Annotated in this window: 28 protein-coding genes and 1 riboswitch; of the genes, 24 read left to right on the top strand and 4 right to left on the bottom strand. The window is 43.9% G+C overall.

Going from position 1 to position 26,495, the window contains the following annotated elements; all coding sequences use genetic code 11:
- Nucleotides 1-13: 13 nt before the first annotated feature.
- The 4 genes from lepB (at nt 14) to DWV34_RS09365 (ending at nt 3,727) form a co-directional block, all read left to right on the top strand.
- Complete coding sequence (lepB, locus tag DWV34_RS09380; protein ID WP_006566523.1) at nt 14-568, top strand: signal peptidase I; 555 nt, start codon at nt 14-16, stop codon at nt 566-568.
- Between the two features lie 12 nt (nt 569-580).
- Nucleotides 581-1,717: a hypothetical protein gene (locus DWV34_RS09375; protein WP_006566522.1), complete on the top strand. Its 1,137-nt coding sequence runs from the start codon at nt 581-583 to the stop codon at nt 1,715-1,717.
- Nucleotides 1,718-1,808: 91 nt separating this feature from the next.
- Nucleotides 1,809-2,189 carry a RidA family protein gene (locus tag DWV34_RS09370; RefSeq protein WP_039946522.1) on the top strand — a complete coding sequence of 127 codons (381 nt, stop codon included), beginning with the start codon at nt 1,809-1,811 and terminating at the stop codon, nt 2,187-2,189.
- Between the two features lie 128 nt (nt 2,190-2,317).
- On the top strand, nt 2,318-3,727 hold the full coding sequence (locus DWV34_RS09365; protein ID WP_022260735.1) for a sensor domain-containing diguanylate cyclase: 1,410 nt from the start codon (nt 2,318-2,320) through the stop codon (nt 3,725-3,727).
- Between the two features lie 54 nt (nt 3,728-3,781).
- Here DWV34_RS09365 and DWV34_RS09360 read toward each other — a convergent pair whose 3' ends face one another.
- Nucleotides 3,782-5,170 (bottom strand): MATE family efflux transporter, encoded by a 1,389-nt coding sequence (locus tag DWV34_RS09360; protein WP_009289061.1) that lies wholly within the window; start codon nt 5,168-5,170, stop codon nt 3,782-3,784.
- A gap of 125 nt (nt 5,171-5,295) precedes the next feature.
- Between DWV34_RS09360 and DWV34_RS09355 the strand changes: the two genes are divergently transcribed.
- The 12 genes from DWV34_RS09355 to fba all read left to right on the top strand — a co-directional run bounded on the left by DWV34_RS09355 (nt 5,296) and on the right by fba (nt 17,502).
- Nucleotides 5,296-6,873, top strand: a complete 1,578-nt coding sequence (locus DWV34_RS09355) for an alpha-glucosidase (RefSeq protein WP_022260733.1) — start codon at nt 5,296-5,298, stop codon at nt 6,871-6,873.
- Between the two features lie 125 nt (nt 6,874-6,998).
- A complete protein-coding gene (locus DWV34_RS09350) occupies nt 6,999-9,092 on the top strand; it encodes a BglG family transcription antiterminator (RefSeq protein ID WP_006566517.1) in 2,094 nt (697 codons plus the stop codon).
- Between the two features lie 250 nt (nt 9,093-9,342).
- Nucleotides 9,343-10,608 carry a PTS transporter subunit IIC gene (locus DWV34_RS09345; RefSeq protein WP_006566516.1) on the top strand — a complete coding sequence of 422 codons (1,266 nt, stop codon included), beginning with the start codon at nt 9,343-9,345 and terminating at the stop codon, nt 10,606-10,608.
- An 11-nt stretch (nt 10,609-10,619) separates the two neighbouring features.
- The gene (locus tag DWV34_RS09340; RefSeq protein WP_009289059.1) at nt 10,620-11,063 is read left to right on the top strand and encodes a PTS sugar transporter subunit IIA; all 444 of its coding nucleotides are present in this window, start codon (nt 10,620-10,622) and stop codon (nt 11,061-11,063) included.
- Between the two features lie 25 nt (nt 11,064-11,088).
- Nucleotides 11,089-11,391, top strand: a complete 303-nt coding sequence (locus DWV34_RS09335; RefSeq protein ID WP_009289058.1) for a PTS galactitol transporter subunit IIB — start codon at nt 11,089-11,091, stop codon at nt 11,389-11,391.
- Nucleotides 11,392-11,425: 34 nt separating this feature from the next.
- Nucleotides 11,426-12,481 carry a galactitol-1-phosphate 5-dehydrogenase gene (locus DWV34_RS09330; protein WP_009289057.1) on the top strand — a complete coding sequence of 352 codons (1,056 nt, stop codon included), beginning with the start codon at nt 11,426-11,428 and terminating at the stop codon, nt 12,479-12,481.
- A gap of 24 nt (nt 12,482-12,505) precedes the next feature.
- Nucleotides 12,506-13,144 carry a ribulose-phosphate 3-epimerase gene (rpe, locus tag DWV34_RS09325; RefSeq protein WP_227060204.1) on the top strand — a complete coding sequence of 213 codons (639 nt, stop codon included), beginning with the start codon at nt 12,506-12,508 and terminating at the stop codon, nt 13,142-13,144.
- Nucleotides 13,144-14,193 carry a galactitol-1-phosphate 5-dehydrogenase gene (locus tag DWV34_RS09320; protein ID WP_009289055.1) on the top strand — a complete coding sequence of 350 codons (1,050 nt, stop codon included), beginning with the start codon at nt 13,144-13,146 and terminating at the stop codon, nt 14,191-14,193. Before rpe ends, DWV34_RS09320 begins: the two co-directional genes overlap by 1 nt.
- Before the next feature lie 19 nt (nt 14,194-14,212).
- Nucleotides 14,213-14,746: a 6-phospho-3-hexuloisomerase gene (gene hxlB, locus DWV34_RS09315; RefSeq protein ID WP_118476189.1), complete on the top strand. Its 534-nt coding sequence runs from the start codon at nt 14,213-14,215 to the stop codon at nt 14,744-14,746.
- A 40-nt stretch (nt 14,747-14,786) separates the two neighbouring features.
- Complete coding sequence (locus DWV34_RS09310; protein ID WP_118476123.1) at nt 14,787-15,683, top strand: sugar phosphate isomerase/epimerase family protein; 897 nt, start codon at nt 14,787-14,789, stop codon at nt 15,681-15,683.
- An 18-nt stretch (nt 15,684-15,701) separates the two neighbouring features.
- Nucleotides 15,702-16,649: a 1-phosphofructokinase gene (gene pfkB, locus DWV34_RS09305; RefSeq protein WP_118476121.1), complete on the top strand. Its 948-nt coding sequence runs from the start codon at nt 15,702-15,704 to the stop codon at nt 16,647-16,649.
- 4 nt (nt 16,650-16,653) lie between these two features.
- Nucleotides 16,654-17,502, top strand: coding sequence for a class II fructose-1,6-bisphosphate aldolase (gene fba / locus DWV34_RS09300; protein ID WP_264470105.1), 849 nt, complete (start codon nt 16,654-16,656; stop codon nt 17,500-17,502).
- A 175-nt stretch (nt 17,503-17,677) separates the two neighbouring features.
- On the opposite strand, the gene DWV34_RS09295 is transcribed toward fba, so the two are convergent.
- Complete coding sequence (locus DWV34_RS09295; protein WP_118476117.1) at nt 17,678-18,091, bottom strand: PIN domain-containing protein; 414 nt, start codon at nt 18,089-18,091, stop codon at nt 17,678-17,680.
- Nucleotides 18,075-18,302 carry a type II toxin-antitoxin system Phd/YefM family antitoxin gene (locus DWV34_RS09290; protein WP_009289049.1) on the bottom strand — a complete coding sequence of 76 codons (228 nt, stop codon included), beginning with the start codon at nt 18,300-18,302 and terminating at the stop codon, nt 18,075-18,077. The genes DWV34_RS09295 and DWV34_RS09290 overlap by 17 nt, the downstream gene beginning before the upstream one ends.
- A gap of 282 nt (nt 18,303-18,584) precedes the next feature.
- Nucleotides 18,585-18,699: riboswitch (FMN riboswitch) on the top strand.
- 361 nt (nt 18,700-19,060) lie between these two features.
- Here DWV34_RS09290 and ribD point away from each other — a divergent pair.
- The 8 genes from ribD (at nt 19,061) to DWV34_RS09250 (ending at nt 25,285) form a co-directional block, all read left to right on the top strand.
- The gene (gene ribD, locus DWV34_RS09285) at nt 19,061-20,125 is read left to right on the top strand and encodes a bifunctional diaminohydroxyphosphoribosylaminopyrimidine deaminase/5-amino-6-(5-phosphoribosylamino)uracil reductase RibD (protein WP_022260729.1); all 1,065 of its coding nucleotides are present in this window, start codon (nt 19,061-19,063) and stop codon (nt 20,123-20,125) included.
- 4 nt (nt 20,126-20,129) lie between these two features.
- Nucleotides 20,130-20,774, top strand: coding sequence for a riboflavin synthase (locus DWV34_RS09280; RefSeq protein ID WP_118476115.1), 645 nt, complete (start codon nt 20,130-20,132; stop codon nt 20,772-20,774).
- Nucleotides 20,775-20,785: 11 nt separating this feature from the next.
- Complete coding sequence (locus tag DWV34_RS09275) at nt 20,786-21,982, top strand: bifunctional 3,4-dihydroxy-2-butanone-4-phosphate synthase/GTP cyclohydrolase II (RefSeq protein ID WP_006566500.1); 1,197 nt, start codon at nt 20,786-20,788, stop codon at nt 21,980-21,982.
- A 32-nt stretch (nt 21,983-22,014) separates the two neighbouring features.
- Nucleotides 22,015-22,479 carry a 6,7-dimethyl-8-ribityllumazine synthase gene (gene ribH / locus DWV34_RS09270; RefSeq protein ID WP_009289044.1) on the top strand — a complete coding sequence of 155 codons (465 nt, stop codon included), beginning with the start codon at nt 22,015-22,017 and terminating at the stop codon, nt 22,477-22,479.
- Nucleotides 22,480-22,595: 116 nt separating this feature from the next.
- Entirely contained in the window at nt 22,596-23,324 is a 729-nt protein-coding gene (locus DWV34_RS09265) for an NAD-dependent protein deacylase (RefSeq protein WP_009289043.1), read from the top strand.
- A complete protein-coding gene (locus DWV34_RS09260; RefSeq protein WP_009289042.1) occupies nt 23,321-23,686 on the top strand; it encodes a NusG domain II-containing protein in 366 nt (121 codons plus the stop codon). The genes DWV34_RS09265 and DWV34_RS09260 overlap by 4 nt, the downstream gene beginning before the upstream one ends.
- 12 nt (nt 23,687-23,698) lie before the next feature.
- Nucleotides 23,699-24,193, top strand: a complete 495-nt coding sequence (locus DWV34_RS09255; protein ID WP_006566496.1) for a Gx transporter family protein — start codon at nt 23,699-23,701, stop codon at nt 24,191-24,193.
- A gap of 27 nt (nt 24,194-24,220) precedes the next feature.
- Nucleotides 24,221-25,285: an FAD:protein FMN transferase gene (locus tag DWV34_RS09250; RefSeq protein ID WP_009289041.1), complete on the top strand. Its 1,065-nt coding sequence runs from the start codon at nt 24,221-24,223 to the stop codon at nt 25,283-25,285.
- A 46-nt stretch (nt 25,286-25,331) separates the two neighbouring features.
- Here DWV34_RS09250 and DWV34_RS09245 read toward each other — a convergent pair whose 3' ends face one another.
- A complete protein-coding gene (locus DWV34_RS09245; RefSeq protein ID WP_009289040.1) occupies nt 25,332-26,345 on the bottom strand; it encodes a LacI family DNA-binding transcriptional regulator in 1,014 nt (337 codons plus the stop codon).
- Nucleotides 26,346-26,495 lie beyond the last annotated feature (150 nt).

Here is a 26,495-nt window from a genome sequence, read left to right as displayed (position 1 = left end):
ATAGGAGACATCTATGGAAAAAGAACAGGAACAAGAGAATAAGAAAAAACAAAACTTCAGGAAAGAAGTCAGAAGCTGGATTGTCTGTATTGCTGCCACTCTGGCCATTACTTTGTTTATCACGAATTTCGTCATAGTCAACGCCAGTATACCGAGCGGTTCCATGGAAAATACCATCATGACCGGAGATAAACTCATTGCATTCAGGACCGCATACCTGTTCAGTGAGCCTGAACGGGGAGATGTGATTATATTTGAGTACCCGGACGACGAGTCAGAGTGGTATATTAAGAGAGTCATTGCACTTCCGGGAGAAACGATCGAGGTAAAGGACGGAAAGGTTTATATCAACGGGAGTAAAAAGCCCCTGAAGGAGCCTTATATTAAAGAGGAGCCAGTGGACGATTTCGGACCGTATAAAGTGCCGAAGAACGGATACTTTGTCATGGGAGACAATCGGAACAGTTCCAATGATGCCAGAGAATGGCAGACTCACTATGTGACCAGGGAAGAGATCATAGGAAAAGCAAGCTTTCGATATTATCCGTCTCCAAAGTGGATCAAATAAAGGAGTGAGACCATGAAAAGAAAAATCAGGATTGTTATGTTTGCAGCGGCAGTCATGCTTGCCCTGGCAGCGGCAGGATGTCAAAAAAAATCTGAACAAAACCAGAAGCCTTTCGTATCGGAAAAAGATCTGAAAGCATTCATAGGAGAGACAACCAAAAAAGACGAAGTTTCTGATTTCCCAAAACTGGACTACGCTTCAGATGACAGGGTGATGTTCCACAATTCCCAGGGCTTCTATGTCTTTGATCTGAAGGAGAAGAAAGTTACTGCAGCTTTGGACCTGGCAAAAATGAAATTATTTTCCGAGGATGGGGAGACAGAGGCAAAGATCATCGTTTCCAGTGACGGAAATATGGTCCGGCTCTTGAGAACAAAAGGGGAAGATACGGTTAAAGACTATTTCTATGATGTGAAGGAACAGACTCTGTCGGATAAAAAACAGGCTTTTGATGATGTCTACGAAGGGGATATCCAGAATACAGACAAAAAGAAGTTTGCCGGACGCCCGAAGGAAGAGGTGATCCGGGAACTTATGGAAAATGGGCAGAATGATTCCAATGCGCTGATCCAAAATGACAGCACCGTGGACTTCCTCGGATACCCATCCGGTGTATATATGAAGGAAGATCAGATGTTTAAAAATCTTTCTTTGGTCCAATACGATGTCAAAGCAAAAAAGAAGACTGTGACTTCTCTGTTTGACGGGTTTGTAAAGACCGATCGGGAGACTGACGCCTCAAAGCTTGTCTTTAAAGGCAGCCGTTTCATGAAATTCAGCGAAAACGGTGTTCTCTACTTCGATGTGGATGCTATGCAGAAGACCGACGGGACGAAGGGGACATTTGGGGAACTTGTCATTGGAAATGTCTTTCAGTCAAAGAGCGGGAAACTTACAGTTACATTTGAAGATATTTCAAAAGGAGATCTTTCTCTGAAACCGGTACTGTCACTGAACAACATCGATGAAAAGGGAGAACCCCAAATGATAGAATTAACAAAAGGTAAAAACACCTATACCTTCAGTGGCCTGAAAAAAGAATTATTTTACTATATTGACTACTATGCCACAAAAGATGCACCGGATGAGAAGAGCATGGAAAAGACCGATCAGCAAAATAAAAAGCTCAGGGTGAGCATAAGCAGCTAAAAGCATGGACGCCGGACACAGTCTGTGCTATAATAGTGATACAAAAAAATTGTATGAACCTAATTATTTTTTAGAAAGTGAGGAATCAGCTATGACATGTGAGACTATCAATGCACAGAAAGCTCCCGCAGCAGTGGGACCATACTGCCATGCGGTAAAAGCGGGTGAACTTGTATTTACTTCAGGACAGCTTGGGCTGGACCCGGAAAATGGAACTCTGCCGGATGGAGTGGAAGCACAGGCGGACCAGGCACTGAGCAACCTGGATGAAGTACTGAAAGAGGCAGGATTATCTCTTAGTGATGTGATCAAGACTACTGTATTTTTAGACGATATCAATGATTTTGCGGCAATCAATGCAATTTATGAGAAAAGGTTCGGAGACAACAAACCCGCCCGGTCCTGTGTGGAAGTGGCGGCACTTCCCAAAGGGGCGCTTTTTGAAATAGAAGCGGTCGCAGCTGTGAAATAACATTATCACCGAAGAAAACCCGGTTTCCTGCAAATGTAAATTCAGGATCCGGGTTTTCTTTTATTGTCCGGGTAAATGGGGTATAATGAAAGTAAGAATTTATGGCTTCACAGAACAGGAGAGACTGCATGGGAGAAAGAAAGAAAAAAATTCAAATAAATTCAGCAGTCATCCTTCTGGTAATTATAGCGCTGCTTTCATATTTCATTTTTTCGTTTGTACAGTATTACCGTGAAATGGATCAAAAGATCGCAGCCCAGACAAAACATGACCTGCAGACTACAAATGATACGGCCAAGGCAGCTTTGAATTCACTGTTAAAGGACGGGAAAAACTGGCTGGAGAGTCTTGCGGTCATATGTGATATTCCAGATGGGACAGGGAAAGAAAACTGGTGGAATGTAGTCAAAAAGTTCGATACAAAAGGAATGAAAATCGGAGTTGCAGACAGCAGAGGAACGATTTACTACAGCAGCCATAAGAAGATGGATATCTCCGGGAGACAGTACTACAAAGTTCTTAAAAAACAAAAGAGCAGCATCTCCAAAGTACTTTTTGATGAAGAAGAAGGAACCGAATCCATTATCATCGGTGTGCCTATGATAAAGCAGGGCAGATTTGAAGGCGCCATCTGCCTGGAGTACAGCACAATGGAGCTGGGAAGACTTCTCAATGGGAAAGATACCAGCGGGATGGGAGCTGTACTTGTGTTTACACGAAAAGGCAGGATGGTCGCTTCCTATGAAGGAATGGAGAAATTTCCGACCATGTATGATATGCTCAAGACTATGAAATACGATGACCCGGCACAGCTGCATGAGATGGAGGCAAACGTACAGAAAGGAAGCAGCGGTTTTCTGAACTATCAAAACAAAGGAAAATTGCGCATGCTTTACTATGAACCGGCGGATATCAGTGACTGGATAATTTGTACGTTGGCTGTGGCGGAACTCTATGAAGGAACACTGTATTCTTTAAAAAGCGAGACATTTATACTCATGACCAAGGGTGTGCTGATTACCATTCTGCTTTTATTCTTTAGCCTGCAGTTTTTTAAAATCCATAGAAACGAAAAAAGAGAGAATACAAAAGATGTGCTGACAGGTGTCATAAACCGTAAATATTTTCAAAAATTACTGGAAAAGGATTTAAAGCGGAATAAAAAGTACCGTGCCTGTTTCTTTCTGGACGTGGATGACTTTAAAAGAATCAATGATACTTATGGACACCAAAAGGGAGACGAAGTTTTGACTGCCGTGGCCAGACATTTAGAGAAAAATCTTCGCGAAAAAGATGTAGTCAGCCGCTACGGAGGAGATGAATTTACCTGTCTGATCTATGGGATTACAGAGAAAGAGAAGATAAGGGAGATTGCCGGCAGGATCCTTCGGGAAGTGACGGGGAAAGTCCATGTGAATATCAGTATGGGTATTACTTTGATCCAGGATAATGATTCCTATGAGCAGATCATCGAGAGAGCGGACGGTGCATTGTATGAAGCAAAAGTAAGGGGCAAAAACCAGTTTATGATTCTTTAAGTATTTAATTTCAGGAGGGATGCTTAACCGGGCAGTCCCTCCTGATTTTAAAAACTAAGCTTTCATTTCCTCCTCTGCAGGATTCCCCTGTTCAGAATCATCAGGAGCATATACGAGCAGTTTTTTTGACATAAAATAGAAAACTCCGGTGGTGACGGCAGAGGCCAGAATATCTGCAATCGGTTCTGCCGCGAAGATTCCCGTAGTGCCAAAAAATAACGGCAGGAACAAGGCCAGAGGGATCAGCAGGATGATCTTTCTCAGAAGGGCCATGACAAGAGAAATCTTTGCCCTGCCCAGTGCCATGAATGTATTTTGGCAGGCGTACTGTGCCCCGATAAACAGAAAGCCTCCCATGAAAATGCGGATCATGGGTCTGCCGAGGACAGAGAGCTGCCTGGCTGCCTCACCGCTGGAAAACAGATAGATATAGATCTGGGGAACTGCCATGGAGAGGGCCCAGATTCCCAAAGTGTAGGCCACAGTGATCACAAATAACAGGCGAAAGGCCTTTTTTACCCGGTCCATATTCCGGCTTCCATAGTTAAAGCTGATGATCGGCTGTGCACCCTGAGCGAGTCCAAGGGCGGGCATGGATAGAAACTGCATGGCGCTTATGGCGATGGTCGTGACAGAGACAAGGGAGTCTGCGTTGGCACCGCCGTAGCGTTTCATTCCTGAATTTAATGTGATCTGTACCAGACTTTCTGTGGACTGCATAATAAACGGCGCGATCCCCAGGGCGATAACAGGGAGGAGAACTTTCGCTTCCAGCCTGAGATTTTTCCTGCGGATCTTGAGATCCGTTTTCTTTCCGGTTAAAAAACGGAGGACCCAGGCCGCAGAGACCCCCTGGGAAATGACGGTAGCTAAGGCGGAGCCCTTGACACCGAGACCCATGATAAAAATAAAGATTGGGTCCAGTACGATATTTAATAGAGCCCCAATCAGCACTGTGAGCATACTGGTCCTGGCAAACCCCTGGCAGGTGATAAAGCTGTTCAGGCCGAGAGAAAACATGACAAAAATGGAGCCGAGCAGATAGATGCCCAGATAGTCATTGGCATAAGGCAGTATATTGTCTGTCGCTCCAAACATGGAAAGCAGAGGTTCTTTTGCAAGATAAAAAAACAGGGTAAGAGGAACGGCCAGAGCAATCAAAGCTGTGACGGCATTCCCAAGGATTTTTTCCGCCCCGTCATGATCCTGCTGTCCCATTTTTATTGAGACTCTGGGGCTTCCTCCCATACCGATCATGGAGGCAAATGCAGAAATGATCATAATGATCGGAAAAGCAATTCCAAGCCCTGCAATGGCAAGAGGTCCTTCTCCTCCCGGAAGACGGCCGATGTAAATGCGGTCCACCATATTATACAGCGCGTTTATGACTTGGGCGGCAATGGTGGGAACAGCCAGCTGGAACAATAATTTGCCGACAGGCATGGTTCCAAGGGCTGTTTCGTTGTTTGTATTCAAAAAATCACTCCTATCATATAAAAATGTCACTTTATTATTTTACATTGTTCTCTCAATGGGAGCAATTCTTTTCTTCAGGAAAGGGGCAGGTTATGGACAGTCAGAAAGGAAAACAGGAAATTGTATATCAGATATATCCGAAAAGTTTTTGCGACAGTAGCGGGGATGGAATCGGAGATTTGAGAGGAATTTTAAAGCATCTTGATTATCTTAGTGATCTGGGAGTGACCATGCTGTGGATCTGTCCGGTCTATGCTTCACCGATGGATGACAATGGTTACGATGTTTCGGATTATTATGCCGTTCATCCCATGTTTGGGACGATGGAGGATTTGGAAAAGCTCATAGATGAGGCGGGGATCAGGGGGATGAAAATCATGATGGATCTGGTGCTCAATCACACATCGGATGAACATGTCTGGTTTCAGAACGCGCTGAGGGATCCAAAAAGCAGATACAGGGATTATTATATATTTAAGAAATCCAGGAATGGGCGCCCACCGAGCAATTTAAGGTCTGTTTTCGGGGGATCAGTGTGGGAGCCTGTTGAGGGAACGGAGGAGTACTACTTTCATTCTTTTTCAAAAAGGCAGCCGGATCTTAACTGGGAAAACGAAGACATGAGAAAAGAACTGTATGAAATGATCCGGTGGTGGATGAAAAAAGGAATTGCGGGATTTCGTGTGGATGCCATCAATTTTATAAAAAAGGATCACACTTTTCCTGACGGAAAACCTGATGGAAGGGATGGGCTGGCAAGCTGCCTTCTGTATGTAAGAAATGTAAAAGGGATTGAAGCCTTTTTGAGGGAACTTAAAAACCAAGTATTTGACCCACTGGACTGTGTCACTGTCTCAGAGGCTGTAGATGTACCATATTCATCACTTGGAGATTATATTGGAAAGCAGGGATGTTTTTCGATGATGTTTGACTTCAGTTATACAAATTTTGATCTGGAAGGAAAAGATGAGAAATGGTATAAAAGGAAAACATGGACGACAGAAGAATTCAGAGAGTTACTGTTTAAAAGCCAGGAAGAGATTCAGAAGACTGGCTGGCCGGCAGTATTTATAGAAAACCACGACCAGCCCAGAGCGGTGAGCAAATTTTTTCCTGATAAAAAAGCCCAGACGTATGAGGCTGCTTCCATGCTGGCTGCCATGTATTTCTTTTTGAGGGGGACTCCTTTTATTTACCAGGGACAGGAATTAGGAACAACAAATGTATGGAAAGATTCTGTCTGTGAATTTGATGATATTGAGAGCAGAGGACAGTACCTTTCTGCTCTGTCAGACGGATGTACAAAAGAAGAAGCACTGTACTATATTAACCTGCGCAGCAGAGACAATGCAAGAGAGATGATGGACTGGAAAGAGGCAGAGACCCAGGAGAAAGAAGAGCAATCGGTACTGAAATTTTACAAAAAGATGACAGCACTCAGAAAACAGGAGCCGTGTTTAATTTACGGTAAATTCATCCCTCATAGAGAATACGGAAAAGAAGTGGTGGCATATGAGAGAAACGACGGATTTACAAGATTCCTTATACTGTGTAACTTTTCACGAAGAACAAAGAAGATTGGGGTAAGAGGAGGAGAGATACTGCTGAGCAATCAGCCGGTGAAAGAAAAAATTCTGAGGCCCTTTCAGGTCATATTGATAAAAGATTGATCTGCAGATGATATAAAAAATTTCTATACTTAAGAAGAAATTCATTCTTTTTTAATCTATTCCATTAGGATACAATGAAATAGAGTGTTACTGTTTTGCCAGATAAATAATTGGAGGTAATTAGAATGAACCAGCGGAGCACTGAGATTGTGCAGTTATTAAGTAAAGAGAAGGATGAGATTACAGTCTCAGGATTTGCAGAATATTTTCAGGTGTCTCAGAAAACTATCCGCAATGATTTAAAAGAAATTAATACGATTCTGAATCAGAATCAGCGGGAGGAAGTTTTGATACAGAGCGGCGGCAGAATCAATCCGCCGGAGAACTTTAAAGAATCTCTGTCATTACTGCTCGAGGGGGATTTCTACAACTATAAATTATCAAGGAAAGAACGCAGGCAGGCAGCATCGGCAATGATTGTAAATTCTGCAGATTATATTACGCTTGCAACCATTGCAGATCATTTGTTTGTCAGCAGGGCAACGGTCATCAATGATCTGAAAGACATTAAGGCATTTATCAGGGAAGGAAATCTGAATGTGATCTCTCATGCCAACAAGGGACTTCGTATAGAAGGTGCAGAGAGTGAAAAGAGAAATTTTCTTTTGAATCTTCTTCGTCCCTCCCTTTCCATCTATGAAAATCATAAAAATGTCGTTGCTGAGCATGTCAGTGTACAGGCAGGTGACTCCTCTGTTATTCAGAAAATTCTGGGAGAACAGGAACAACGGTATAAGAAATATCTGGATGACAGCTCTTTTCGGGAGATTATTTTATATTTAAGAATTATGGTGAACCGGAATCAGATGGGAGAATTTCTTGAGCCGCAGCCGGATACGAACAGTGAGAATTATATGTTTGCCCTGGATACGCTGAAATACATTTCACAGTATTGTGATGTGGTTACAACCGAGGACGACATTAAGTATTTCAGCAGATTTCTGGATGGAGTACGCTACATGAACAACAGCAGATTCAGTAAGAATACAGTTATCATCCAAATGATCACGAGACAATATATTTCGGGTATTTCTTCGGAACTGGGAATCGATCTGAATGCGGATTATGATTTTTTTGAGAATCTGTCCAATCATCTGGGATCTATATTTTCTGCACCTCCAATCGATTATCAGGAAGTCGATGTGATTAATGAGGTATTGGAAGATAATCAGGATGTACTGGAGGCAGTCAACAACCAGATGTTCGTTATATATCAATATACGGAGCGTCAATTAAACGAGATAGAAATAAAATATATTGCAGTCCATGTATGCGCAGCCATTGAACGAAAGAAAAATAAAGAGGTTGCTTTCCGTGTGATTGTAGCCTGCCACGCAGGAATCGGAACGTCCAGATTATTATTGGAAAAGCTGAAAAGGCATTTTAAATTCCGGGTTGTGGATGTGATCTCAGCCCATGAAGCGATGAGCATCGAGCCTAATGCAGCCGACTTTGTAATCTCCACGGTCCCGCTGGAAGGCTGCTCATTAGAGTATGTTGTTGTCTCAGCGGCTTTTAATGATGCGGATTATATCCGTGTGGGAAATAGGATCGATGCACTGAGAAACTGCAGAAATTTTCCGGTCAGAATGGAAGAAGACGGTTTAAGCGCCAAAGGTTTGATCGATGAGATCCATCCGCTTGTATACAGCATGATCGAGCCGGAAGAAAAGGCGAAGACATTTATGAAGGAACTGCGCAGAGTGATCCGGGATTATTTTAAACAATCTGTGGAAAATGAGACGGAGGTTCTGTCGCCGTATCTGCATCATCTGCTGCCGGCAATGAATATTGAAGTGGATGTAGAATGTGAAGACTGGAAGGATGCAGTGCGAAAGTCCGGTGAAAAGCTTGTAGAGAGAGGCTATATTGAGTCAAGGTATATAGACGCAATGATCCATAGCATTGAAGAATATGGTTCTTATGTCGTATTGTCAAAAGGATTTGCCATGCCACATGCAAAAGTAGAAGAAGGAAGTATACGCCTTGGCATGCACTTGATCCGTTTAAAAAATCCGGTGCCATTTGGGGTAGAAGAATTGGACCCTATAGAGTTTGTATGCTGTTTAAGCGCTATTGACCATAAAAGCTACCTGAAAGCATTTTTCAGTCTGGTAAATATGCTGAGGGATGCTGAGTACCGGCAGATGCTTCATGAGGCAGAGTGTCCCGAAGAAATGGCAGGAATCATTGAAAAATATGAACACAGCAACAGTTAAATAAGGTGAAGCTGATTGGTCGAATTTATTTCCGGATCCGGAAATGGATTCGACTGATTTATTTTATTTCCAGAAACAGAAATGGATTTGACCAAGCTAAATTTTTTCCCGAATGGGGAAAGACCTTTCACTGTTTTTGATTTAGGCTGCATGATAGTATGTAACTGTAAACAAGAGATAGAACGTTTGGCCAACAATCTCAGGAACATAACATCATACAAATAATACGATTAGAAAAACGGAGGTAAAAATGGAAATACTATTAAAATTTTTTCAGGGGTTTGTAGGTTTAGGGGCGAGCGTCCTGCTGCCGGTTGTAATCGCAATATTGGGAATTTTCTTTGGGATGAAAATCGGCCGGGCGATTAAAGCCGGCTTGCTGGTAGGAATTGGTTTCCAAGGACTTGTTTTAGCAGTAAATCTATTAATTACTTCAGTGACACCGGCAATGGAATATTATGAAAAATTAGGATCAGGATATGACACTTTGGAAGTTGGATTTGCAGCGCTGGGTGCGGCATCGTGGACGACACCGTTTGCAGTACTTGTAATTCCGTCGATTATCCTTGTGAATATCATTTTAGTCCGTTTAAAGATTACAAAGGTCTTAAATGTTGACATCTGGAATTTTATGCATTTTCTCGTTCCCGGAGCACTTGCGTATGCTTTGTTTGGAAGTGCCGTTATCGGATTTTTAGTTGCTTTTGCCTGCGGTATTATTGTTCTGTTTTTTGGCCAGTGGATTGCAAAACCATGGGAAGAATTTTTTGGACTGGAAGGAACCACATGTACCTGTCTTTCTTTCGTAGCATGGGCCTACCCGATCAGCTACGGATTAAATAAGATCATAGACAAAATCCCGGGACTTAATAAAATTGATCTGAATATGGATAAAGTGGGACAAAAGCTTGGAGTATTTGGCGATCCTGCAATCATCGGTGTTGTAGTTGGAGCTTTTCTTGCAGTCATCACAAAACAAAGTCCCGGAGAAATTCTCACAATGGCAATGGGTGTTGCGGCGGCAATGGTATTGATCCCGAGAATGGTTTCCATCATGATGGAAGGGCTCTCTCCATTGGGACAGTCTGCAAATGAATATATGCATAAGAAAATCGGAGAAGACGCAGATATTTATATCGGTATGGACATTGCCCTTGGTTTAGGTGATCCGACCTGTATCACATGTACTGCCGTTATGATCCCGGTTACCATTCTTCTTGTGTTTCTTGTACCGGATATGAGATTCTTTCCGCTTGGTTTATTAGCTGAGATTTGTTATTTGGCACCTATGGTCGTATTAAGCAGCAAGGGAAATCTATTTCGGTCATTACTTGCAATGACTATTTTAATGTACATAACCCTGTTTTTGGCAAATATGTTTATTCCGGAGGCTACAAGCATGATGTCCGTTACAAATGTAGACTTTGGAAAAAGTGTCACAGCATCTCATTTTGGATGGAATCCAGGCAATGTAGTTGTATCAATTATTCACAGAATTATGGCGATCTTCGGATGAGGAGGCTTGAAATGAAAACTAGATATTTAGTAATTCATGGAACAGCAGATAATAATGAACAGGCAATCAAACTATGTGGAGAAGCCTTATATAAAGCAGGCATTGTCAGTGAAAATTTCGGGGATCTCTGTGCGAAACGAGAAAGGGACTTTCCCACAGGACTTCCGACAGAAATCCCAACGGCGATTCCCCATGTGAAAGACGAAGGAATTACAGAGAACGCCATCTGTTTACTGAAACTGAATCATCCGGTGACGTTTAAAAGGTTGGATGATGATACAGAGGAAGTGAAAACAGACATGATTTTCAATTTGGCGATCAGGGATGCAGATGAACACTTAGCGGTGCTTCAAAAAATGATGGCATTTTTGAATAATCCGGAAGTCTTAACAAAATGTAAAAAACTTTCAAATGAAGAAACAGAAGTTTATCTTCAGGAGCAATTAGAATCATAATAAATCGCAGTAAAGGAGAAATATTATGGCGAAAGAAGTAAAAGTATTAGTAGCGTGCGGCAGCGGCGTGGCAACATCAACCATCGCACAGGAAGAAATTAAAGAAATTGCAAAAAATGCAGGCGTTAAAATCAGAATAATGAAAGGAACGATTTCTGAAGTTCCTATAAAACAAAAAGATGTAGATGTAGTATTTACCACAGCAAATTACCGAAATCTGCTTGAAAAACCACATCTCAGCGTATTTGGGCTTGTCTCCGGACTGAATAAAGAAGCAGCAAAGAAGAAAGTGGAAGAATTGCTGAAAAAGATTTCAGAAGAGTTATAAAAGCCCAATATGTGAAAGGATCAGGTGATTATAAATGAAAGCAGGAGTTTTACACGCAAGAGATGACATAAGATATGAGGAAGTACAGACCCCGGAGCCAAAAGCCGGGGAAGTGCTTGTAAAAGTGAAATATTCAGGGATCTGCGGATCGGATGTACCCAGAGTAATTGAAGACGGAGCCCATTTCTATCCGATTGTTCTCGGACATGAGTTCTCAGGGATTGTGGCAGCTGTGGGGGACGGAGTGACAAAGGTAAAGAAAGGCCAGAGGGTCGCCGGAGCCCCGCTGGTACCGTGCATGAACTGTGAAGACTGTATGAAAGGTGATTATGCACTCTGTAAAGACTACAGTTTTATCGGGACAAGACAGGCAGGAAGTTTTGCAGAATATATCTGTCTTCCGGAGCAAAATGTGGTTTCTTTTACGGATACAGTATCCTTTGAACAAGGAGCGCTGTTTGAACCGGCAGCAGTTGCCCTCCACGGATTGGAATGTCTTCCTTATAAAGGAGGAAAGACAGTTGCGATCCTCGGCGGCGGAACCATCGGACTGCTTGTCATGCAGTGGGCCAATATTTTTGGAGCGGCAAAGACCGTGGTATTCGATATTGATGATGACAGAATTGAGCTGGCAAAACAGATGGGTGCAGCCGACGGAGTCAATACTTTAAAAGAAGGCTTCATGCAAAAGGCAATGGATCTGACGGATGGAAAAGGCTACGATTACATTTACGAAACGGCCGGAAGTACGATTACCATGAAAATGGCATATGAACTGGCAGCGAACAAAGCTGGTATCTGCTATATCGGAAAACCAACGAGAGAATTAACATTTACTGTGGAAGAATGGGAAAACATGAATCGGAAAGAATTCACTGTGACAGGATCCTGGTTATCCTATTCGGCTCCATTTCCCGGACATGAGTGGGACTGCGTGGCGCACTATTTTGCAACAGGACAATTAAAGGGGGAAGACTCCCTGATCTATAAGAAGCTGCCGCTTTCAGAAATCGCAGAGGGCTTTGAAATGTTTAAGACCCGCGGGGCAGTAAAAGGGAAGATATTGATAGATAGTTCTGAGGAGATATAGGAAGGAGGTATGACAGTGAGAGAAATGAAATTATCTCCGTCCATCTTTGCCGCAGACTTAGGAGAATTAAAAAGCCAGATCAAAGAACTGGAAGACAGCGGCGTGGAACTTCTGCATGTAGATGTGATGGACGGACATTTTGTGGAGCGGATGGCATTTGGAGCAGATCACATCAGGGCTTTAAAATCAATGACAGATATTCCGCTGGATGTTCATTTAATGATCGAACGTCCGGAGGTACATATCGACAGCATCGCAGACGCAGGAGCAGATATCATAACAATCCATCAGGAATCCACAGCGAGAGTATTAAGCTGTTTACATAAAATCCGTAATCGGGGTATCAGGGCGGGGATCGTGCTGAGCCCGGGGACCCCGGAAGAGACGATCAAGTATTTACTAGATGATGTAGATATGATCCTTCTGATGAGTGTAAATCCCGGGGAGGGAGGACAGCATTTCCTGAATTCAACTGTGGAGAAAATTAAAAATGTCCGGGCAATGATCGGGGACCGGGATATCGATCTTGAAGTAGATGGAAGTATTGACCATGAAACGATAAAGCCTTGTTATGAAGCGGGAGCAAATGTATTTGTGTCCGGGGGATATTTGTTCAAAAATATCAAAGAGAATACAGAGGCTTTAAGAAAGGCAGTGAGATAATGAAAGCATTGACATTTTATGACGTACAGGATTTAAGATATGAAGAGGTTGCTGACCCTGCAATCGAAAAAGATGATGATGTCATCGTAAAAGTAAAAGCAGTCGGGATCTGTGGTTCGGACATTGCAAGATACCGTAATTTAGGACCTTATGTGAAAGGGAATGTTTGGGGACATGAATTTTCAGGGGAGGTTGTTCAAACTGGTCCTGCTGTTACAGAATTAAAGGCTGGTGACCGTGTGGTGGGGTGCCCAAACTTGGTTTGTCACGAGTGTAGGTACTGCAAAAGCGGACATCCGTCAAGATGTGAATCTTTAAATACCATTGGAGCCTATGTTCCCGGTGCATTTGCGGAGTACATTAAAATGCCTGCCGTCAATCTTGTAAAAATGGCGGAAAGTATGACTTATGAACAGGGCGCATTAGTAGAACCGGCAACGGTTGCGATTCACGGCTTATATCAGACAAACATTAAAATGGGATATGAAGTTGCCGTAGTGGGATGCGGAAATATCGGGCTTATGGCAATCCGATGGGCAAAAGCATTCGGGGCAAAGAAAGTGTTTGCCATTGATATTGATGATGCACAATTAGAAATTGCCCGGAAATTTGGCGCTGATGTACTGATTAATTCTACCAATATTGATTTTCATGATGAAATCAGAAAATACGGAAATGGCGTGGACTTAGCGATCGAATCAGCTGGCAATCCATTTACGGCGGCAAGAGTGCTCGGACTGCCGAAAAAGGGCGGAGAAGTCGTATACATGGGAATTCCATATGCAGATGTTCCGGTACCAAGATTCTATTTTGAAAGAATTATGAGAAATGAATTAACTATCATCGGTTCCTGGTGCACCATTTCTGCTCCATATCCAGGAGAGGAATGGAACAATGCGGTAGAATATATCGGAAACAAAAAGGTGGATGTCCTTGGAATGGTGACGCATAAAGTAAATTTAAGCAAAGGCCCGGAGATGTTTGAAGAGATCATTGCCGATCCAAAGAGTTTCGGAAAAGTTCTGTTATATCCGGAAGAAATCATGTAAGGAAGGTGTTGTTTTGGGAATGAAAGTAATTATAAAAGAATTGGAACAGTCAGCTGACAGAGTCCCTGAATATCAGATTTCAGATCTGATCCGGAAGATCAAGTCCCATAAACGGATTTTCGTTTATGGGACCGGTAGATCGGGTTTGATGTTAAAGGCCCTTGCTATGAGACTGATGCAGATTGGCCTGGATGCATATGTGGTGGGAGAAACCACAACGCCGTCAGTGGAAAAGGGAGATCTGCTGATCGTGGCCTCTGCTTCAGGGGAAACAGGAAGTGTGTGTATGACGGCACAGTCGGCAAAGAAACAGGGGGCAGATTTGATCGTGATTTCTTCAGCAGCGGAATCGACCCTGGGAAAAATCCAGACACCGGATATCATGATTGAATCTGCCACAAAATTTACAACATCCAAAACAAGCATCCAGCCACTGGGAAGTTTGTTCGAACAGATGCTGCTCATCGTGTTTGATGCTGCTGTTTTGGAAATGAGCCGGGAAGAGCCGGGCAGTAATGACGATATGGCAAAGAGACACGCAAGCCTGGAGTAGCTTGTGACGGAAATCTTATAGAGAATCAAGGAGAATAAACATGCAGAATAACATTGGTCTACAGACAGCATATTGGAATGGAACAACTCCTAAGTTGGACATTTATAAAATAATTGATTTGACCAAGAAAGCCAACATGGACACCATTGAACTGAAAGCGGGGGACTTTGTTCCTTTGACAACAGAAGAACGCAGGAAGCTTAAGAACTATATCAAGGATGCAGGTCTGTCAGTTACAGTCAATGGGACCGGACTCAGACCGGAAAGAGATGTTTCCAGTTCTGACAAAGAATCTCATGAAGCAGGAATCAAACATTTATGTCATATGTTGGATCTCTGTGTTGAGATGGACGCAAAACTTTTTTCCGGAATTCCTTATGGTTTATGGAATACACGCCCGGATGGAGAGGATATTGCCGGGATCAAGAAGGTCCGCACAGCAAATGCAGTCAAAGGATTAACCGAAGTTGCAAAACATGCCGAAGAAGCCGGCGTAACAATGTGTTTAGAAATTGTAAACCGTTTTGAACAGTATACTGCCAATACTGCAGAAGAGGGAATTGCAGTCTGCGAAGCCATTGGCAGTGAGTATTGCAAGCTTCTTTTAGACACGTTTCATATGAACATTGAAGAAGATTATATTCCGGATGCCATCCGCACAGCCCATGAAAAGGGATATCTGGGCTATCTTCATATTGGAGAAAGCAACCGGAAGATTCCTGCCGGTGGAAGAAAGACCAATATTGACTGGGAAGCCATTGCAGAGACGATCAAAGAGATCGGCTTTGAAGGACCTTTGGTGATGGAACCATTCGTTCTCAATACGTCCGCAAGCGCTAAGAGCGTTTCACTTTGGAGAGCAATCAAACCAGCAGATGATATTGACGGACTTGTGGCAGATGCCGCCGCAGGAGTGAAATATTTAAAAAGTCTGTAATGATGGGAGGGAAAAGGCATGATTACAACTGTAACGTTAAATGCTTCCATCGATAAAGCATATCATATGACCCAAAAAATTGAGAACGGTACGGTAATGCGGGTAGCAGAGACGAATAACAGTGCCGGCGGAAAGGGACTGAATGTGGCAAGGGTGGTCAAGCTTTGCGGTTCTGACACAAAAGCTGCCGGTCTTGTGGGAGGATATAACGGTCAATATTTAGAATCACTTCTGGACGCAGATGGAATTTCCTATGAATTTGAACATATCGAGGGGGAAACAAGAAGCTGTATAAATATATTGGATCCGGAATACGGTTCCACCGAATATCTGGAACCCGGCTGTCAGGTTACTTCGGAGGAAGAAGCTGCATTTTTAGAACGATTTCCTGATCTTATTAGGGACAGTGATGTTGTGACCATTTCAGGAAGCGCTCCCCGTGGAATGGGAAGCGATATCTATAAAAAAATGATCCGGATTGTAAAGGATGAGGGAAAGAAAGTTATCTTAGATACCAGCGGAGAATATTTGGAAAAAGGGATCGAGAGCATGCCGACGATGGTAAAGCCTAATCAGGATGAGATCGAACTGCTTTTCCATATCAAAGTCCGCAGCCGTGAAGATGTCATTGAATATGCCAAAAAAATCTATGAAAAAGGAATCCCGTATGTGGTCATCTCTCTTGGAGGAGACGGGGCACTGCTTGTATGCGAAAAAGGCATTTATCAGGGGAAACCGCCCAAAATAGAAGTGGTAAATACAGTAGGATGCGGAGACTCCATGGTCGGAGCATTTGCAGTAGGATTAGAACGTCATATGGAACCGGAAGAAGCTCTGAAATTTGCAGTGGCAGTGGCATCTGCCAACGCACTTTCACCCCTTACAGGAACTTTTGATACGGCCAAGAGAGATGAAATTATAAAGAACGTTGAGATCATAAAATTATCAGATCCGGAAAGGGAATAGAATTATGTTAATGACATCAAAAGAAATATTACGGAAAGCTCAGGCCGGCGGATATGCAGTGGGTGCATTCAATGTAGAAAACATGGAGATGGTACAGGCAGTTGCGGAGGCAGCAGAGGAATTGCGCTCACCGGTCATCATGCAGACAACTCCGTCTACCGTGGCATATGCGGGACTTGACTATTATCTTGCAAATGTTGAGACAGCCGCAAAGAGGGCATCGGTTCCTGTGGTTATGCATTTAGATCACGGCAGCAGCTTTGAACTGGCGATGCAGGCACTCAGAGCGGGTTATACATCCATCATGATTGATGGTTCCCATGAGGCATTTGAAGATAATATTGCGCTCAGCAGGGCCGTCACAGATGCCTGCCATCCGTCGAAAGTTCCGGTAGAGGCTGAACTTGGAAAGGTTGGCGGAAAAGAAGATGATCTGGACGGCGGAGATGATAATCCCTATACAGATCCGCAGGAAGCAAAGGAATTTGCAGAGAGAACAGGGATTGATTCCCTCGCAGTTGGGATTGGTACAGCCCACGGTGTTTATAAGGGAGAACCAAAACTTCAGTTTGACATCTTAAGCCAGATCAGAGATGTCGTAGAGATTCCGCTCGTGCTTCACGGAACAAGCGGTGTGCCGGACGAAGCGGTAAAAGAATGTATCAAACGCGGTATCTGTAAAGTGAATTATGCAACCGATCTCCGTATCGCATTTACCAATGGAGTAAACAGAGTTTTTGCTGAAAATCCAGACACCATTGACCCTAAGAAATATAGTGCTGCAGGTCGTGAAGAAGTTAAAAAATATGTTATGGACAAAATAAAAGTATGCGGAAGTGCAGGAAAAGTATGAGTTATTCACCACTATTTCCGTCGCGCTTTTGAAATGCGCTCCTCCAATAGTGGTGAATAACTTTCGAGAAGTGGAAAATGGACGTAATGTCTGCTGGAGAAGATTATTCGGATTTATGAGATCATTTTGAATAGAAAGAGACTTATACAGTTCCCACGCCGCCTCCTATTCGATTTCAGGAAAGCTGCTGCAGAAGTTCAGAAGGAGTCAGGATTGGGACATCAAATTCCTCGAAGTCCTTTTTATTGCGGGTAATAATGTAATTACAGCGGATGGATTTTGCACAAGTAGCCACAAGACAATCCTCAAAATCCTTTGCTTTTTTCTGGAACGCTGTGAGAACATCGTTGTTGGTAACACTGCATACCTTTACGATTTCCAGCAGCTTTCCAACTGCTGTGTATGCAAGCTCGGTGCTGTGGGTGTATTTTCTGACCAAATAGAAGATGTCTGTAACGGAGGATGCTGATACAAAGCCGTCCATCCGGTGTTCTTCACAGAGGTTTAAAATCTTGCAGGAATCATCGACAAAAGGCTCCTGTTCCAGAAGTACATCGATAATAACATTGGTATCACACATTATTTTCATATTTTGACAGCCGCTCCTCTCGTAAAGAATCAAGATCAATATCCGAAGGGACATCCTTTAACATTCCACGGAGGGAATCCACAGCGGAAATCTGGGGGTTCACGACCTTTGCAATGGTTTTACCATTACGGGTAATGAAAATATCCTCTTTGGAGATCATATCCAGATATTTGCCGAAGTTGGTCTTAAATTCTGTTGCGGTAACAATCATGAATGACTCCTCCTTTCCTTTTAGTTTATTTTTATTATATGCGATTTTTGAAGAAAAATCAATTAATTCGTACGAAATAAAAAATATATTTATAAAAATCGATCGAAATAAGACAGGGCCCTTGCCAAGGAAGCAAAAGCGACCATGTTCATTTTTGGAATATATGAGCTGTATCATTCAGAAGCAATTGTAAATACTTTTTATACGGTTGCCCTGTGATATTGACTGATTGGTCTTGACAAGAACCTGTGATAGGTTATAATAAACTGTATAAAAATTGAATAGGATCTTCAGGGCAGGGTGAAATTCCCTACCGGTGGTACAGCCCACGAGCCGCAAGGCATGATTCGGTGAAACTCCGAAGCCGACAGTACAGTCTGGATGAAAGAAGATAGTGATAAAAGAACTCTGGGATTTACGCACAGCGTAGGTCAGATGCATTTGGTGTATTTGGCGTGCTGTTATAAGTCCTGGTTTTTTATTTTATAAGAAAGTTCTACGACCTTCTTTGTGAAATAAATACGTTCCGCTTATTTATGAGTGAACTTTAGCTTGTTAAAGCCCTGAAGTCCTGTGTTACAGGATTTTGGGGATTTTTTTATTTCACAGGAAAGTTCTGCGACCTTTCCTATGAAATAAAAAACGCTCCGCGGGCTGTACACAGATGCGTAAGGAAATTATTTGACTGCGTCAAATCGCATCTGGTACGCAAAGTTGTCAAGCTTGAAAGGAGGTTTGTCCAATTGCAGGAACAATATATGAGAAGGGCCATTGAACTGGCCAAAAAAGGAACAGGATATACGAATCCCAACCCATTGGTGGGGGCTGTCATCGTAAAGGACGGAGAGGTGATTGGAGAGGGATTCCATGAGGCATACGGGGGTCTGCATGCGGAGAGGAATGCACTTAAGAGCTGTACCAAAGACCCAAACGGCGCAGAACTTTATGTGACTCTGGAACCATGCTGCCATTACGGAAGGACGCCGCCCTGTACGGAAGCCGTCATAAAAAGCGGAATTCGAAAAGTTTATGTTGGGAATGTTGATCCGAATCCAAAAGTGGCAGGGATGGGAATCAAAATTTTAAGAGAACATGGTATCGAAGCGGAAACAGGTATTCTCGACGAGGAATGCAGGGGGTTAAACGACATCTTTTTTTATTATATTACCCACGATACGCCTTATGTGGTGCTGAAATATGCTATGACACTGGATGGGAAGATTGCAGTCAGGACAGGTGAGTCTAAATGGATCACCGGCGGGGAGGCGAGGGAACATGTTCAGTTTCTCAGGCATCGGTATGCGGCGATCCTGACAGGGATTCATACGGTTATAAGCGATGATCCGATGCTCAATGCCCGCATAGAAGGAGGGAATAATCCGGTGCGTGTAATCTGCGACAGCAGATTAAGGATTCCGATAAGTTCAAAAATTGTCCAGAGTGCTAAAGTTATCCCGACCATCATTGCGGCATGTGAAAGAAACGAGAAGGCGCAGAGGCTTGAGGCTTTGGGGTGCCGGGTACTGATCTGCCCCGGAAAGGATGGAAAGACAGATCTTCTGGAACTTATGCGGATTCTCAGAAAAGAAAAAATCGACAGTGTCCTCGTGGAAGGCGGAGCAGATATCAACGATTCGGTTATTCAGGCCGGAGCGGTAAACAAAGTGTATGCCTTTATCGCACCGAAAATTTTCGGCGGAAGACAGGCCAGATCTCCGGTGGAAGGAGAAGGGGTCGATAAGATAAGCGATGCGCTGCTTCTCAATGGGCCTGAGATTACCAGGTTCGGCGAAGACCTTCTGCTGGAATATAAAGTGAGGTGAGAAAGTGTTTACAGGAATTATTGAAGAATTGGGGACGGTCTTTTCGGTTAAAAGAGGAGGACAGTCTTCGGCTGTCAGGATAGGGGCATCCAGGGTCCTCGAAGATATACATACAGGAGACAGCATTGCAGTCAACGGGGTATGCCTGACGGCAGTTACCTTTGATGGACAGGGATTTCTTGCGGATGTGATGAACGAGACATTTGAGAAAAGCAGCCTGGAAAATTTAAAGCCGGGAGATCCGGTAAATTTAGAACGGGCCATGAGGGCAGGCGGCCGGTTTGGCGGACATATCGTTGCCGGACATGTAGATGGTACGGGAACGGTCACTTCGGTGAAGCAGGATGCCAATGCAGTATGGTTTACAGTGAAGGCACCGCCGGGAATCATGCGGTACTGTATTAAAAAAGGTTCTATAGCCGTGGACGGCATCAGTCTTACCATTGCGGATACCGGGGATCAATGGTTTCAGGTTTCGGTCATCCCCCACACCTTAAAGGAAACGGTGCTGGGATATAAAAAGCCCGGAGATCCGGTGAATCTGGAAAACGATATGATCGGAAAATATGTAGAAAAACTGATGCAGCCCGAACATGGAGAAAAGACCAGTGCCATAACCGAGGAAATGTTAATAAGAGCAGGATTTTAGGAGGAAAGAACATGAAGTTCAGCACGATTGAAGAAGCGTTGGAAGACCTGAGACAGGGAAAGATCATCATTGTCACGGACGATGAGGACAGGGAAAATGAGGGGGATTTCATCTGTGCCTCAGAATTTGCAGATACGGAGAACATTAATTTCATGGCGGTCCATGGAAAGGGTTTGATCTGTATGCCTATGAGCGCAGCTATGGGAGAAAAACTCGGATTGTCTCCGATGGTAACCAAGAATACGGATAACCATGAGACTGCATTTACAGAAAGTATTGATCATGTGGAAACCACCACGGGAATTTCTGCGGTGGAACGCTCTGTCACAGCATTGAAGTGTATGGAGGACAGCATCAGGCCGGAGGATTTAAGGCGCCCCGGGCATATGTTTCCGCTGATCGCAAAGCCGGGCGGTGTCATGGAGCGGAACGGACACACAGAGGCGACGGTGGACCTTGTGAAGCTTGCAGGTTTAAAAGAAAGCGGTTTGTGCTGTGAGATCATGAGGGAAGACGGTACTATGATGCGTACCACAGAACTCATGGGACTGGCAGAGAAGTTTGGCCTTAAGATGATCACTATAAAGGCACTGCAGGATTACCGGAAGAAACATGAAGTGTTCGTGAGCAGGGAGGCGGAGACACCGATGCCCACTAAGTATGGGGAATTCCGGGCTTACGGTTATGTAAATAAACTAAACGGTGAACATCATGTCGCTTTAGTAAAAGGAAAAGTAGATGACGGGGAGCCGGTGCTGTGCCGTGTACACTCCGAGTGTCTGACAGGAGACACCTTTGGTTCATTAAGATGCGACTGCGGTGATCAGCTGACCACCGCCATGAGGCAGATCGAAGCGGAGGGCAGGGGGATTTTACTCTACCTGAGACAGGAAGGGCGGGGCATTGGCCTGATCAACAAATTGAAAGCATATGCCCTGCAGGATGAGGGAATGGACACGGTAGAGGCAAATCTGGCCCTCGGATTTGAAGAAGACCAACGGGAATATTACATAGGTGCACAGATTCTGAGAGACCTGGGTGCGTCTGAACTGAGACTTTTGACAAATAATCCGACGAAAATCGAAGGTCTGGGTGATTTTGGCCTGGAGATCGTGGAGAGGGTGCCGATCCAGATCAAACTCACAGATTATGATGGATTCTATATGAAGACCAAACAGGAAAAAATGGGGCACTATTTAACATATTAAGCTGAAAAATATGAAGAAGAAGGAGATATAAGATGAAGGTATTAGAAGGAAAATTAGTCGCAAAAGGGATGAAAGTCGGCATTGTCGTCGCCAGATTCAATGAGTTTATCGTATCCAAGCTGCTTTCAGGAGCGCTGGACGGCCTGCGCCGCCATGACGTGAAGGAAGACGATATTTCTGTAGCCTGGGTTCCAGGAGCATTTGAGATTCCGATTGCCGCACAGAAGATGGCGGGCTCAGGGAAATATGATGCTGTCATCTGTCTGGGGACCGTGATCCGGGGCTCTACCAGCCACTATGACTATGTGTGCAATGAGGTATCCAAGGGGATTGCTCACGTGTCTATGGAAAGTCAAATTCCTGTACTGTTCGGTGTACTGACCACGGAAAATATCGAGCAGGCCATCGAGCGCGCCGGTACGAAAGCCGGAAACAAGGGTTATGACTGTGCGCTGTCAGCGATTGAAATGGTAAATTTATTGAAAGAGATTGGTTAAACTGGACGGAGCCGCTTATTTCCTGTAAAATAGAACAGAAAATAAGCGGCTTTTCTAAGCATTAAAAAAGTTCTGCTCGCGTTATGCACACAAATACATAAGGGAGGTATCTTACTATGGATCAGATTCAACAACTTCAGAGAATGATTGACGAAAGCAGCAGGATCGTCTTTTTCGGCGGTGCGGGAGTTTCCACAGAGAGCAGTATTCCGGACTTTCGGAGTACGGATGGACTCTACCATCAGACGTATCAATATCCTCCTGAGGTGATTGTCAGCCATACGTTTTTTGTTCAGAAGACAGAAGAATTTTATGATTTTTATAAGAAGAAAATGATATTTCCGGATGCCAAACCGAATCCTGCCCATTTAAAGCTCGCAGAGCTTGAGAAGACCGGAAAGCTCACGGCAGTTGTCACTCAGAACATCGACGGTCTGCACCAGAAGGCCGGAAGTCAGAAGGTATTTGAGCTGCACGGAAGTGTTCACAGAAATTACTGTCAGAAATGCCATAAGTTTTTTGATGTAAACTACGTAGCCGGAGCAGAGGGAGTACCGCGCTGCGACGAATGCGGGGGACTGGTGAAACCGGATGTTGTACTATATGAAGAGGGACTGGATGCATCCGTGATGAGGGGAGCCGTCGATGCGATTTCTGAGGCGGATATGCTGATCATCGGGGGGACTTCTCTCGTAGTGTATCCGGCAGCAGGCATGATTGACTATTTTCATGGGAAACATCTTGTGCTGATTAATAAAGATGCCACATCCAGAGACCGGCAGGCAGAGCTCTGCATTACAGATCCGATCGGTAAGGTCCTTGGACAGATCAGGGTGAATCCATGAAAAAGAGAGATCTTGTGTTGATCGGAGCAGTCCTTCTTGTAGCAGCGGCAGGATTTTTATTTCTGTCTCTTGTGAAAAAGGACGGGGAAAGGGTAGTGGTGACGGTAGATGGAAAAGAAGTCTGGAGCCACAGCCTTTCTGAGGATGCGGTCTATACGGTAAAGAGCCCGAACGGGTCCAATGTAGTCCGAATCCAAGATCAGAAAGCATCAGTCACAGAGGCCGACTGCCCTGATCAGATATGCAGAAAGCATAAAGCTATCGATAAAACCGGGGAAACCATTGTCTGCCTGCCGCATAAAGTCGTGGTGGAAATTAAAGACGGAACCAGGGAGAAAGAATATGACGGAATTACAAATTAAGGAGAAAAACCAATGACCAGACGAACTGCTGTGGATGGCATGTTTCTGACGCTGGCCATCGTTGTTTCTTATATAGAGGTACTCCTTCCGATTCCGGTAGGGATTCCGGGAGTGAAGATCGGCCTTGCCAATGGAGTCATCATGGTTCTTCTCTTTTTTACCGGTTGGAAGAGGGCGCTGTTTATCTCCGTTTTGAGAATTCTTCTGGCAGGAATACTTTTTGGGAATCCAATGACGATTGTTTACAGTCTGGCGGGCGGAATTTTGAGTATTTTTTTCATGGCGATTTTGAAAAAAGCAGGGGGATTTTCGGCAGTGGGACTCAGTGTTGCCGGGGGAGTGGCACACAACCTGGGACAGCTCAGTGTTGCCGTGTGTCTGATGGAAAATGCAAGAATTTATTATTATGCGCCGGTGCTGCTTATCACCGGAACCATTGCCGGCACTGCCATCGGAGTGCTGGCGGCAGGACTGATAAAAAAGATCCCGGCAAACCTATTTCAGTAAGGAAAGAATTTGAATTGGAGGAAAGACGTGAAAAAGAAAGTATGTGCGGCCATGGTATTTGTTTTTACAGCGGTCATGGCATCTGGCTGTGTGAAGAAAGAAGAGATACAGAAATATTCCCACGTAGACTATGCCATGGGGACTGTGACCAATACGACATTATATGGGAGAAGCCCGGATCTTTCTGAGACTGAACAAGCGATAATGGAGAAGATGAAGAAGCTGGAGACTGAGCAGCTTTCCTGGAGGAAGGACAGTTCCGCTGTGGCAAAGCTCAATCGAGGGAAACAAAGAGCGGCGGATGTCCAGGAGCCGCTGTTTACCTGGCTTGAAAAGTCTCTTCAGATTGCAAAAGACAGCAAAGGGGCTGCGGATCCGGCCATCGGCAGCCTCACTCAAATGTGGGATTTTGAATCCAAGAATCCAAAGGCACCCAATGCGGATAAGATCGAAGCACTGATTAAAGATGGTATCGTCAGTAGTGCATATGCGCACGTAAAACTGAATGAACAGCAGAAAACTGTGAGAAAAGAGAGGGAGATCAAAATTGATCTGGGAGCTTTCGGCAAGGGGATCGGAACCGACGAAGCCATGAAATTCCTCAAAAAAGATGAGAGAATCACCGGAGCCATGGTGGCTCTTGGGGGAAGCATCGCTGTTTATGGGGAAAAGCCCGGCGGGGAGGACTGGAAAGTTGGGATACAGAACCCTGACGGAAAACAGGGGGAGACTATTGGAGGGCTTAGCGTAAAAGGCGGGACCTTTATCTCTACCTCCGGTGATTATGAAAAATATTTTATTGACAAAAAGACAGGAAAACGGTATTTTCACATCTTAGATGAGAATACCGGATATCCGGTACAGACAGAGATCACATCCTGTACCATTGTGTGCAGTTCAGGCATCGTCAGTGACGGACTGTCCACCGCATGTTTTGTGCTGGGGCCGGAAAAAAGCGGTTCACTGTTGAAAAAGTACGGAGCAAAAGCAATTTTTGTGGATAAACAAAAAAATGTTTATGTCAGTGACGGATTGGATTTTGAACTCACAGACGATGCATATAAAATAGTTAAAAAAGATATTGGCGGATGAAAAAATTTATTTGCCAATATCTTTTTTTATGATTGAAATAAATTCTTTATTTTTCTCCGCGGGGTTTTCCGCAGGTCTGCCGTTTAATCAGTGTACACGGCAGTGTTAGGCGCACCGGTGTCTTGTATTCACTTGGCACTTCATTATAGAGTTTGGCCACAAAGTTTGCCGCATATTCCCCCATATACTCCGAAGGGGCATGGACCGTAGTCAGAGGAGGATTGGAAAATTCGGCCACGCTGATATCATCAAAGCCAATGATCGAAATATCTTCGGGAATTTTATAGCCATGTTCATAGAGGGAGCGCATGGCGCCGATAGCGATCGGGTCGCTGGCGGCAAAAACCGCGGTGGGCAGATGTCCGGACTCTATGAGTCTGTTCATCATCTGATATCCGGATTCTGCGCTGAATTCTTCCTCCAGAACAAAAGGTTCATAACAGAGTCCAAGATTCCGGCAGTAATTGATAAACGTTTCTTTCCGCTGTTCAAAATAGACGGTATCCTCGCCGATGTCTTCCTTTCCGCCCAGATAACCAATCTTTGTGTGTCCGAGTTCCACAAAGTAATCGATCACATCTATGACCGACTGGTGGAAATCCAGAACAATGTTATTGAAGGAAATTCTGGAAGTCCGCATATCGATAAAAATAATATTGTCCGTAAGCTGCTCAAAGGCTTTGATATCCTTTTGCGCAAACTTTCCGATACAGATCAGGCCGTCCACTCCGCTTAAAGTCTTTAAATAGTCCGGATCACTCTGAAATGCGCGAATGACTTCAATGTTCTGGTCTGCGCAGTATTTTTCAATCCCCACGCGAATGTTCTGGTAGTAGGGGTCTTCTAATTCCTGAAACAGGGAGTACCACTGGAACACTCCAATGGTAGTTCTTTTCGTTGTTCCTTTCCCCTTTTTTCTGTAGTTTAGACCGTCTGCAATCTTTAAAACTCTGGCCCTTGTCTCCTCTGTGACGCTCAGGGTGTCATCCTGATTTAAAATACGGGAGACTGTGGCGGATGATACACCTGCTTTTTCAGCGATATCTTTAATGGTAGCCATATGAATTCTCCTTTAGCATCTAATTCCAACTCTTTTCTTATTCCAAGTATATCATATCTGTAAACGAAAATAAAATCTTTTCATTAAATTTACTAAAATATAATAAATATATTTAGTAAATATTTAAGTAAAATATAGTTGAAATATTTA

The sequence above is a fragment of the Anaerostipes sp. AF04-45 genome (assembly GCF_003461725.1).
In the GTDB taxonomy this organism is placed as follows: domain Bacteria; phylum Bacillota; class Clostridia; order Lachnospirales; family Lachnospiraceae; genus Anaerostipes; species Anaerostipes caccae.
The sequence above is the reverse complement of the archived record's forward strand: the minus strand, read 5'-3'. Positions and strand labels throughout refer to the sequence as shown.